The sequence below is a fragment of the Escherichia sp. MOD1-EC6475 genome (assembly GCF_003046645.1).
GTDB classification, from domain to species: Bacteria; Pseudomonadota; Gammaproteobacteria; order Enterobacterales; family Enterobacteriaceae; genus Escherichia; species Escherichia ruysiae.
Window position 1 is genome coordinate 1 of the sequence record NZ_PZKQ01000084.1, and the last position, 10,552, is coordinate 10,552.

Annotated in this window: 11 protein-coding genes and 1 tRNA gene; 7 read left to right on the forward strand and 5 right to left on the reverse strand. The window is 50.6% G+C overall.

Going from position 1 to position 10,552, the window contains the following annotated elements; all coding sequences use genetic code 11:
• Positions 1 to 176: 176 nt before the first annotated feature.
• The 3 genes from A7589_RS21330 to trmB form a co-directional block, all read right to left on the reverse strand.
• Positions 177 to 896: a YggN family protein gene (locus tag A7589_RS21330; protein ID WP_000984799.1), complete on the reverse strand. Its 720-nt coding sequence runs from the start codon at positions 894 to 896 to the stop codon at positions 177 to 179.
• Positions 897 to 1,078: 182 nt separating this feature from the next.
• Complete coding sequence (locus A7589_RS21335; protein ID WP_001107564.1) at positions 1,079 to 1,405, reverse strand: YggL family protein; 327 nt, start codon at positions 1,403 to 1,405, stop codon at positions 1,079 to 1,081.
• Complete coding sequence (gene trmB / locus A7589_RS21340; RefSeq protein ID WP_000786919.1) at positions 1,405 to 2,124, reverse strand: tRNA (guanosine(46)-N7)-methyltransferase TrmB; 720 nt, start codon at positions 2,122 to 2,124, stop codon at positions 1,405 to 1,407. Before trmB ends, A7589_RS21335 begins: the two co-directional genes overlap by 1 nt.
• 160 nt (positions 2,125 to 2,284) lie before the next feature.
• Here trmB and mutY point away from each other — a divergent pair, with 160 nt between their 5' ends.
• The 4 genes from mutY (at position 2,285) to nupG (ending at position 6,233) form a co-directional block, all read left to right on the forward strand.
• Entirely contained in the window at positions 2,285 to 3,337 is a 1,053-nt protein-coding gene (gene mutY / locus A7589_RS21350) for an A/G-specific adenine glycosylase (protein ID WP_010358856.1), read from the forward strand.
• Between the two features lie 27 nt (positions 3,338 to 3,364).
• Complete coding sequence (locus A7589_RS21355) at positions 3,365 to 3,640, forward strand: oxidative damage protection protein (RefSeq protein ID WP_000091700.1); 276 nt, start codon at positions 3,365 to 3,367, stop codon at positions 3,638 to 3,640.
• A 64-nt stretch (positions 3,641 to 3,704) separates the two neighbouring features.
• Entirely contained in the window at positions 3,705 to 4,784 is a 1,080-nt protein-coding gene (gene mltC, locus A7589_RS21360) for a membrane-bound lytic murein transglycosylase MltC (RefSeq protein ID WP_108188999.1), read from the forward strand.
• Between the two features lie 192 nt (positions 4,785 to 4,976).
• Positions 4,977 to 6,233 carry a nucleoside permease NupG gene (gene nupG / locus A7589_RS21365; protein ID WP_001049785.1) on the forward strand — a complete coding sequence of 419 codons (1,257 nt, stop codon included), beginning with the start codon at positions 4,977 to 4,979 and terminating at the stop codon, positions 6,231 to 6,233.
• A 48-nt stretch (positions 6,234 to 6,281) separates the two neighbouring features.
• Here nupG and speC read toward each other — a convergent pair whose 3' ends face one another.
• Entirely contained in the window at positions 6,282 to 8,417 is a 2,136-nt protein-coding gene (gene speC / locus A7589_RS21370) for an ornithine decarboxylase (protein ID WP_108189000.1), read from the reverse strand.
• A gap of 162 nt (positions 8,418 to 8,579) precedes the next feature.
• On the reverse strand, positions 8,580 to 8,771 hold the full coding sequence (locus A7589_RS23740) for a hypothetical protein (protein ID WP_418515767.1): 192 nt from the start codon (positions 8,769 to 8,771) through the stop codon (positions 8,580 to 8,582).
• Positions 8,772 to 8,809: 38 nt separating this feature from the next.
• Here A7589_RS23740 and A7589_RS21380 point away from each other — a divergent pair, with 38 nt between their 5' ends.
• The 3 genes from A7589_RS21380 to A7589_RS21390 all read left to right on the forward strand — a co-directional run.
• On the forward strand, positions 8,810 to 9,517 hold the full coding sequence (locus A7589_RS21380; protein WP_000234532.1) for a DUF554 domain-containing protein: 708 nt from the start codon (positions 8,810 to 8,812) through the stop codon (positions 9,515 to 9,517).
• Positions 9,518 to 9,622: 105 nt separating this feature from the next.
• Positions 9,623 to 9,698: transfer RNA gene (locus A7589_RS21385), tRNA-Phe, on the forward strand.
• Between the two features lie 197 nt (positions 9,699 to 9,895).
• On the forward strand, positions 9,896 to 10,552 hold a 657-nt coding region (locus A7589_RS21390), incomplete at its 3' end, for a tyrosine-type recombinase/integrase (protein WP_108189001.1).

Below are 10,552 nucleotides of genomic sequence, written 5' to 3' on the forward strand. Positions count from 1 at the left end.
AAGTTGGCAGCATCACCCGTGAACGCTACGTATTATCCCTTAGCTTTGTATGGGAAATTTGACGTTAAACAATTTACAACGTGAATGAATTTTGGAGATCTATAAAGTTAGAGGCAGGTAACAAAACGAAGAATTAAACGGCATAAAAAAGTATTATGCCGTCTTAGAATAGAGGATTATTTCAAATTCCCGACCAGGGCTTTGCGGCTGTCTTCCAGTGTCACGACACGGCTACAGACATCTTTGCCAAACTGCTGGAAATCTTTTTCCTGCTTTTTCCACTCGGTTTGGATTGAGGATTGCAGCCCCCCCAGGCTTCCCAGCACATTCTGTAATGGGTTACCGCCGCTTTTCAGCACCGCTTTCGCGCCCATTTCATTAATGCTGTCCTGCAAAATACCGCCCATTGCCTGATTCACTAACTGCTGGCCTTCGGCGCGAACCTGATCGATAGCTTTATAGTGGAACGTCAGGCCATCGCTGCGCGTTTCGATAATGCGGTTCATCTGTTCTTTCAGCTGCGCATCCAGTTTGGTCAGACGGCTGCGCATTTTGCTGCTTTCGCCCATCTCCTGAACGATAATTTTATCCAGCGCGACGCGAGCTTTCTCGACGCGACTTTTCGCGCCTTCATCAATCCACGGTAACGTACTGCGCAATTCTGCCTGATAATCCTTCGCCTGCTCGCGTTGGGCAGCGTTCAGAGAATATTGTTTGCCGTTGTACATCACGTTGCCGTCTGGCGTGATCACCAGATTGCCGTTTTCGCCCTTCACCTGCACGGTTTGCGGGCTGACAATCACATCGTCACGCGGCGTGACGCTGCACTGGTAGTCGGCGTGAGCGGTCATTGCCGTCACTGAAAGTGCTGCCGCCAGCAGCATTTTGCGCATCATAATCTTCCCTCAAGAACAAATCAGGCCAGCATTTGCTGGCCCAGATTGATAACAAAGTGCGCGCTGTCCATGCCGGATGCGGCGTAAACGCCTTATCCGGCCTACTCGATCGTACATCTTTGTAGACCTGATAAGCGTAGCGCATCAGGCAGTTTTGCATTTGTCATCGCCCGTATGTTTTCTTAGTCCCACCAAACGTCGAAAAGTTCGCTGGTGCGTACCTCATCCAGTTTGCGCTCTTCCAGCCACTTACGCACAATCGCCTGATGTTCTTCGGTGCATTTGCCGATTTCCTGCATACAGATCAGACCTTCCCAGGCCAGATAGCCGCTGCCGTCAAAGGCCAGTTTGTTCGGTTCGATAACCTCGTTAATAAAGTCATCAACGGTTTTATCAATTTGTTCTTCCGATGTACCTTCCGGGAATCGCCATGCCACCGAAAATCCTAATTCCTGGAATTCGTCGATGTGCATTTTTTTACGCAGACGACGGCTACGGTTCTTTGCCATTATTTCACCCTCTCGAACATTAAGTCCCATACTCCGTGACCAAGACGATGACCACGTTGTTCAAATTTCGTCACCGGACGTGATGCCGGACGCGGTACGTAATCGTTGCTCTCTGACAGGTTTTTATAACCGTCAATGGAAGACATCACTTCAAGCATATGTTCCGCATAAGGTTCCCAGTCGGTCGCCATATGGAATACGCCCCCCAGTTTCAGTTTGCTTTTTACCAGCTCAGCAAACGGCACCTGAACGATACGGCGTTTATTATGGCGCGCTTTGTGCCACGGGTCAGGGAAAAAGAGCTGAACCATGCTCAATGAATTGTCAGGAATCATTTTATGCAGCACTTCGACTGCGTCATGGCACATCACACGCAGGTTATCTAACCCTTCTTCATGCGCAGAAGCCAGACAAGCGCCAACGCCCGGCGAATGCACTTCAATGCCGAGGAAGTCCTGCTCCGGGCGCTCTTTAGCCATTGCTACCAGCGAAGCGCCCATACCGAAACCAATCTCAAGCGTTACTGGCGCTTCACGGCCAAAAAGCGCAGGGAAATCCAGCATATCTTCGCTGAATTCAACGCCCATCACCGGCCAGTAGTTTTCCAGCGCATGTTCCTGGCCTTTGGTCAGTCGCCCCTGGCGGCGCACAAAACTACGGATACGGCGCAGTGGGCGGCCGTTTTCATCAAATTCCGGTGAGATGACGTCGTTTTTCATAAAGATTTAGTCGCTTGTGAAAGTGTTCTGAAAACGGGCATTATCCAAAGTTAGTTGCCGGATGCAAGCATGATAAGGCCGTGGCTGCGGAAAGTTCCGGTTTACACCCTGCCGTCGCTGTGCTGCAATCTTGCCCCCAACAACAGTGAATTCGGTGACCATGCAAGCGTCGCAATTTTCAGCCCAGGTTCTGGACTGGTACGATAAATACGGGCGAAAAACTCTGCCCTGGCAAATTGACAAGACGCCCTACAAAGTATGGCTCTCAGAAGTGATGTTGCAACAAACTCAGGTTGCGACCGTTATCCCCTATTTTGAACGCTTTATGGCGCGTTTCCCGACGGTGACCGATCTCGCCAATGCGCCGTTGGACGAAGTTCTCCACTTGTGGACCGGGCTTGGCTATTACGCCCGCGCGCGCAATCTGCATAAAGCGGCACAGCAAGTTGCCACCTTACACAACGGTAAATTCCCGGAAACCTTTGAGGAAGTCGCCGCGCTACCTGGCGTCGGACGCTCCACCGCAGGCGCAATACTCTCGCTTTCTCTGGGTAAGCACTTTCCGATTCTCGACGGTAACGTCAAACGGGTGCTGGCGCGCTGCTATGCTGTAAGCGGCTGGCCAGGGAAAAAAGAGGTCGAAAATAAACTGTGGAGTTTAAGCGAGCAGGTTACGCCCGCTGTCGGCGTGGAGCGGTTTAATCAGGCGATGATGGATTTAGGCGCGATGATTTGTACGCGCTCAAAGCCGAAGTGTTCGCTCTGCCCGCTACAAAACGGTTGTATTGCCGCCGCCAATAATAGCTGGTCGCTTTATCCGGGCAAAAAACCAAAACAGACATTACCGGAACGCACAGGTTACTTTCTGCTATTACAGCACGAAGATGAAGTGTTTCTGGCGCAGCGTCCGCCAAGCGGATTGTGGGGGGGCTTATACTGTTTCCCGCAGTTTGCCGATGAAGAAAGTTTGCGGGATTGGCTGGCGCAACGGCAGATTGCTGCCGATAACCTGACGCAACTCACCGCATTTCGGCATACCTTCAGCCATTTCCATTTAGATATTGTGCCTATGTGGCTTCCCGTGTCGTCATTCACCGGTTGCATGGATGAAGGCAATGCGCTCTGGTATAACTTAGCGCAACCGCCGTCAGTTGGTCTGGCGGCTCCCGTGGAGCGTTTGTTACAGCAGTTACGCACTGGCGCGCCGGTTTAGCGCGTGAGTCGATAAAGAGGATGATTTATGAGCAGAACGATTTTTTGTACTTTCCTGCAGCGTGAAGCAGAAGGTCAGGATTTTCAGCTATACCCCGGCGAACTGGGAAAACGCATCTACAACGAGATTTCCAAAGAAGCCTGGGCGCAGTGGCAGCACAAACAAACCATGCTGATTAATGAAAAGAAACTCAACATGATGAATGCCGAGCACCGCAAGCTGCTGGAACAGGAGATGGTCAACTTCCTGTTCGAGGGTAAAGAAGTGCATATCGAGGGCTATACGCCGGAAGATAAAAAATAAAAACAGAGCCGGAGTACGCCTCCGGCAACTTGCATAAAAACAAACACAACACGCACCCGGAATGATGAAAAAATATCTCGCGCTGGCTTTGATTGCGCCGTTGCTCATCTCCTGTTCGACGACCAAAAAAGGCGATACCTATAATGAAGCCTGGGTCAAAGATACCAACGGCTTTGATATTCTGATGGGGCAGTTTGCCCACAATATTGAGAACATCTGGGGATTCAAAGAGGTGGTGATCGCCGGTCCTAAGGACTACGTGAAATACACCGATCAATATCAAACCCGCAGCCACATCAACTTTGACGACGGTACGATCACTATCGAAACCATCGCCGGGACAGAGCCTGCTGCGCACTTGCGCCGGGCAATAATCAAAACGTTATTGATGGGGGATGCTCCAGGTTCGGTCGATCTCTATTCCGACGTTGATGATATTACGATTTCGAAAGAACCTTTCCTTTACGGTCAGGTGGTGGATAACACCGGGCAGCCGATTCGCTGGGAAGGCCGTGCGAGCAACTTCGCGGATTATCTGCTGAAAAACCGTCTGAAAAGCCGCAGCAACGGGCTACGTATCATCTACAGCGTCACCATTAATATGGTGCCGAATCACCTTGATAAACGTGCGCATAAATATCTCGGCATGGTCCGCCAGGCGTCACGGAAATATGGCGTCGATGAGTCGCTGATTCTGGCGATTATGCAGACCGAATCCTCCTTCAACCCATATGCGGTCAGCCGTTCCGACGCGCTGGGATTAATGCAGGTGGTACAACACACCGCCGGGAAAGATGTATTCCGCTCGCAGGGGAAATCCGGCACGCCGAGCCGAAGTTTCTTGTTTGATCCTGCCAGCAATATTGATACCGGCACTGCGTATCTGGCAATGCTGAACAATGTTTATCTTGGCGGCATTGATAACCCAACGTCGCGGCGTTATGCCGTCATCACCGCCTATAACGGCGGCGCAGGCAGCGTATTACGCGTCTTCTCAAATGATAAAATTAAGGCTGCCAACATCATTAATACTATGACGCCGGGCGATGTTTATCAGACACTGACCACACGTCATCCGTCTGCGGAATCTCGCCGCTATCTCTATAAAGTGAACATGGCACAGAAATCTTATCGCCGCCGATAATTGCACTTATCGCCCCTTGACGATGTCTTGGGGCAAAAGTGTTATCTACATCACAATTATGTTTTGCAAAACGATATTATTTGCCACGGGTAACAAAAAAACAGTCAGTGAAGTTGATAGAATCGCATCATCTTGCACAGTCAAATGTGCTTTTTGAAACACTCATCCGCATCATGATGTGAGGAAATTAACATGAATCTTAAGCTGCAGCTGAAAATTCTCTCTTTTCTGCAGTTCTGCCTGTGGGGTAGTTGGCTGACGACCCTCGGCTCATATATGTTTGTTACCCTGAAGTTCGACGGTGCCTCTATTGGCGCAGTTTATAGTTCATTGGGTATCGCCGCTGTCTTTATGCCTGCGTTGCTGGGGATTGTGGCCGACAAATGGTTAAGTGCGAAATGGGTTTACGCCATTTGTCACACTATTGGTGCGATCACTCTCTTCATGGCGGCGAAAGTCACCACGCCGGAGGCGATGTTCCTTGTGATATTGATTAACTCGTTTGCTTATATGCCAACGCTTGGGTTAATCAACACTATCTCCTACTATCGCCTGCAAAATGCCGGGTTGGATATTGTGACGGATTTCCCGCCAATCCGTATCTGGGGCACCATCGGCTTTATTATGGCGATGTGGGTGGTGAGCCTGTCTGGCTTCGAATTAAGCCACATGCAGCTGTATATTGGCGCAGCTCTCTCCGCCGTTCTGGTGCTGTTTACCTTTACGCTGCCGCATATTCCGGTTGCTAAACAGCAAGCGAATCAGAGCTGGACGACTTTGCTGGGGCTTGATGCGTTCGCGTTGTTTAAAAACAAGCGTATGGCGATTTTCTTCATTTTCTCGATGTTGCTGGGTGCGGAACTGCAGATTACCAACATGTTCGGTAATACCTTCCTGCACAGCTTCGACAAAGACCCGATGTTTGCCAGCAGCTTCATCGTGCAACATGCGTCAATCATCATGTCGATTTCGCAGATCTCTGAAACCCTGTTCATTCTGACCATCCCGTTCTTCTTAAGCCGCTACGGTATTAAGAACGTAATGATGATCAGTATTGTGGCGTGGATCCTGCGTTTTGCGCTGTTTGCTTACGGCGACCCGACTCCGTTCGGTACTGTACTGCTGGTGCTGTCAATGATTGTCTACGGTTGCGCATTCGACTTCTTCAACATCTCTGGTTCGGTGTTTGTTGAAAAAGAAGTTAGCCCGGCAATTCGCGCCAGTGCGCAGGGGATGTTCCTGATGATGACCAACGGCTTCGGCTGTATCCTCGGCGGTATTGTGAGCGGTAAAGTGGTTGAGATGTACACCCAAAACGGCATTACCGACTGGCAGACCGTATGGCTGATTTTCGCAGGTTACTCCGTGGTTCTGGCCTTCGCGTTCATGGCGATGTTTAAATACAAACACGTTCGTGTCCCTGCGGGCACACAGACTGTTAGCCACTAATTACGCAAAGAGAAACGGGTCGCCAGAAGGTGACCCGTTTTTTTATTCTCACTTCAATACATAACCGTACAACCGTTTCATGCCGTCCGCATCAGTTTCGCTATAGACACCTTGTAGCTCCGGCGAAAACCCCGGCAGCAAATTCACGCCTTCTTCCAGTGCGAGGAAATAACGCTGTACCGCGCCTCCCCAGACTTCCCCCGGCACTACGCAAAGTACCCCCGGCGGATACGGCAGCGCCCCTTCAGCCGCAATTCGCCCTTCGGCATCACGTATCCGCACCAACTCTACTTCGCCGCGAATATAAGCGCTATGCGCATCCTGTGGATTCATCACCACTGACGGGAAGCTCTGTTGGCGGAACATCGCTTTTTGCAGGTCTTTGACGTCGAAGCTGACATACAAATCGTGCATCTCCTGACACAACTGGCGCAAAGTGTAGTCGCGGTAGCGCACCGGATATTTGTTATAAACACTCGGCAGCACCTCAGCCAGCGGCGAATCATCCTCAATATGCTGTTCAAACTGCGCCAGCATCGACACCAGTTGTGCCAGCTTCTCGTGACTTTCCGCCGGTGTTAATAAGAACAAAATGGAGTTGAGATCGCACTTTTCCGGTACGATGCCGTTCTCACGCAGATAATGCGCCAGAATCGTCGCCGGTACGCCAAAATTGCTATATTCACCGGTTTCGGCATCGATACCTGGCGTGGTCAGTAACAGCTTGCACGGATCAACAAAATACTGCTCTGCGGCATATCCCTCAAAGCCGTGCCACTTTGCTCCTGGTTCAAAGCTGAAGAAACGGCGGTCACTGGCCAACGCTGACGTCGGATAATCCTGCCACAATTTGCCATCGACAACGGGTGGGATAAACGGACGGAACAGCTTACAGCGTGCAAGAATCGCCTTGCGCGCTTCAATTCCCGTCTCAACGCACTCCGCCCACAGCCGACGACCACTCTCCCCTTCATGGATTTTGGCATTGACGTCCAGCGCGGCAAATAGCGGATAGAACGGGCTGGTGGAAGCATGGAGCATAAAGGCATTATTCAACCGCTTATGCGGGCAAAAACGCGCCTGCCCGCGAATATGGTTATCTTTTTTATGGATCTGCGACGTCTGCGAGAATCCCGCCTGCTGTTTATGCACCGACTGAGTAACAAAGATCCCCGGATCGTTTTCGTTAAGTTCCAACAGCAGCGGCGAGCTATCCGCCATCATCGGGATAAACTGTTCATAACCGACCCATGCGGAATCAAACAGAATGTAATCGCACAGATGCCCAATGGTATCGATCACCTGACGGGCGTTATAGACAGTGCCGTCATAGGTTCCTAACTGAATGATCGCCAGGCGAAACGGGCGCGATTGCTCTGCTTTTGCTGGCGCAACGTCGCGAATTTGCTCGCGCAAATAATCTTCATTAAAACAGCGCGCATCAATACCGCCGATAAAACCGAACGGGTTACGCGCGGCCTCCAGATACACCGGCGTCGCACCGGCCTGAATCAACGCGCCGTGATGGTTCGACTTATGATTATTGCGGTCAAACAGCACCAGATCGCCACGTGTTAGCAACGCATTGGTCACGACCTTATTCGCAGCTGAAGTACCGTTAAGAACAAAATAGGTTTTATCGGCATGAAAAACTTTGGCTGCGAATTTCTGCGCATCTTTCGCCGAGCCTTCATGGATAAGCAGATCGCCCAGTTTCACATCGGCATTACACATATCGGCGCGAAAGACGTTCTCACCGAAGAAATCGTAAAAATGGCGTCCGGCTGGATGCTTCTTAAAGAACGCACCGTGTTGATGCCCAGGGCAAGCAAAAGTGCTGTTGCCCATCTCAACGTACTGCGTCAGCGTGCCATAAAACGGTGGCAGCAAATTCTCTTCATACTGACAGGCTGCGGATTCCAGCTCCAGCCACTGCTGCTCGTTGCCGTTGATTACCGCCGTAACGCCCGCAGGTAATTCAACAACATGTTCGGAATACAAAAACACCGGTAGATGAAAACCGGTGCGCTTAAGCAACGCAAGAATGCCACTGCGACTATCCGCAGCGGTAATGACGACTGCCGCGACGTCCGTAAAATCAGTATCTCCCAACGCCACCACGCGGCGATGAGTAGAAAGTCGGGATACCAGTTCACTACTGGCGGCAATATTCATTGATTTCATAAGCGCAAAACCCGTTTCGGGGAAGTAAGAATACCGGACAAGGTGAAAAACCCTGCCCCACGAGATATGGGTCAAACTGGTCACCAGCTCCGACCGCCAGACATCAGTAAAAGCAGAAACGCTCTGATTTTACTGTTGTCCTGCAGTGAGCGTGCGTTAACTTCACCGCATGAGCAGAAAAAGGGAGGAGTTTCGCACGAAACGGCGATTAGCGAGAGAATGTAAGGAGGTGGCGTGCATCGGGCAAACTCCGTACAGAGAGGAGAAAATTCGCGCAATCATGGCACCTTTCACCAGAGCGTGCAAGCCAGGACTTTGCGAACAAACAAGCCATCGAAGGAGCCAAACGTTCATAATAAGAAAATCAGACAATGCAGCTAACAGGAACTCTTGTGGTCATCGGTCCTTTTATCAACGCAAGTGCAGTATTACTGGGTGGCGTTCTCGGTGCACTCCTTAGTCAACGCTTACCGGAACGTATCCGCGTCTCCATGACATCAATTTTTGGTCTGGCATCGCTGGGGATTGGTATTTTACTGGTGGTGAAATGCGCCAACCTTCCGGCGATGGTTTTAGCAACCTTACTCGGTGCATTAATCGGCGAAATGTGTCTGCTGGAAAAAGGCGTCAATACCGCGGTCACCAAAGCACAAAATCTGTTTCGCCACTCACGTAAGAAGCCAGCGCATGAATCTTTTATTCAGAATTATGTCGCGATTATTGTCCTGTTTTGCGCCAGCGGCACCGGGATCTTCGGGGCAATGAACGAAGGGATGACCGGCGATCCGAGTATTTTAATCGCCAAGTCATTTCTTGATTTCTTTACGGCGATGATCTTCGCCTGCTCGCTGGGTATTGCGGTATCGGTGATTAGTATCCCATTACTGATCATCCAGTTAACGCTGGCGTGGGCTGCCGCGCTGATATTACCGCTGACCACACCGTCGATGATGGCAGACTTCAGCGCCGTAGGTGGTTTATTGCTGCTGGCAACCGGATTACGCATCTGTGGCATTAAAATGTTCCCGGTGGTCAACATGCTTCCAGCACTCCTTCTGGCAATGCCGCTTTCCGCCGCCTGGACCGCCTGGTTTGCCTGACAATGCGTGCAATAGCGGCAAAGTGATGATAGATTGTGCAGTCTGCAGTAAATTGAAGAAATTTGATTGACGAGACGAGGCGAATCAGGTTTAATGCGCCCCGTTGCCCGGATAGCTCAGTCGGTAGAGCAGGGGATTGAAAATCCCCGTGTCCTTGGTTCGATTCCGAGTCCGGGCACCAAATTCATATCAACGGACCTCCACGGAGGTCCGTTTTTCGTTTCAGAACGCCACAATTTAAGCGTTCTGCCTCCAAATCAATTCTACCGAACTCAACCAGATTCCCCCCACATCAACCCCATTGTGTGGGTATAATTGCGGGTATACCCCAGTTCGACAGAATTTGTACCCTCTTTAACGCATTCAGAAGGCTGAACTATGGCACTGACTGACGCAAAAATCCGGGCTGCAAAGCACACTGACAAGGCTTATAAACTCACTGACGGGGCTGGCATGTTCCTGCTGGTTCATCCTAATGGTTCCCGTTACTGGCGTCTCCGTTATCGTATTCTGGGTAAGGAGAAGACTCTGGCACTTGGTGTATATCCAGAAGTTTCTCTCTCCGAAGCTCGTACAAAACGGGATGAGGCCCGAAAACTGATTTCAGAGGGGATTGACCCTTGCGAACAAAAAAGAGCTAAAAAAGTAGTCCCTGATTTACAACTCTCTTTTGAACATATTGCACGACGCTGGCATGCCAGTAATAAACAATGGGCACAATCACACAGCGATAAAGTAATCAAAAGCCTCGAGACACACGTTTTCCCCTTTATCGGCAACCGGGATATCACAACACTCAATACCCCGGACCTGCTTATCCCTGTTCGTGCTGCAGAAGCAAAACAAATTTATGAAATCGCCAGTCGTCTGCAGCAAAGAATATCTGCTGTAATGCGTTATGCCGTACAGTCTGGCATCATCAGATATAACCCGGCTCTGGATATGGCTGGTGCATTGACCACGGTAAAACGCCAGCATCGCCCTGCTCTGGATCTTTCACGCCTGCCTGAACTTCTGTCGGGTGATGCTGCCAAC

Excerpts from the sequence above, each read along its gene's own strand:
- A7589_RS21355 (WP_000091700.1), top strand. The coding sequence starts at position 3,365 with ATGAGCAGAACGATTTTTTGTACTTTCCTGCAGCGTGAAGCAGAAGGT.
- mltC (WP_108188999.1), top strand. The coding sequence starts at position 3,705 with ATGAAAAAATATCTCGCGCTGGCTTTGATTGCGCCGTTGCTCATCTCC.
- A7589_RS21330 (WP_000984799.1), bottom strand. The coding sequence starts at position 896 with ATGATGCGCAAAATGCTGCTGGCGGCAGCACTTTCAGTGACGGCAATG.
- nupG (WP_001049785.1), top strand. The coding sequence starts at position 4,977 with ATGAATCTTAAGCTGCAGCTGAAAATTCTCTCTTTTCTGCAGTTCTGC.
- trmB (WP_000786919.1), bottom strand. The coding sequence starts at position 2,124 with ATGAAAAACGACGTCATCTCACCGGAATTTGATGAAAACGGCCGCCCA.
- mutY (WP_010358856.1), top strand. The coding sequence starts at position 2,285 with ATGCAAGCGTCGCAATTTTCAGCCCAGGTTCTGGACTGGTACGATAAA.
- A7589_RS21335 (WP_001107564.1), bottom strand. The coding sequence starts at position 1,405 with ATGGCAAAGAACCGTAGCCGTCGTCTGCGTAAAAAAATGCACATCGAC.
- speC (WP_108189000.1), bottom strand. The coding sequence starts at position 8,417 with ATGAAATCAATGAATATTGCCGCCAGTAGTGAACTGGTATCCCGACTT.
- A7589_RS23740 (WP_418515767.1), bottom strand. The coding sequence starts at position 8,771 with ATGAACGTTTGGCTCCTTCGATGGCTTGTTTGTTCGCAAAGTCCTGGC.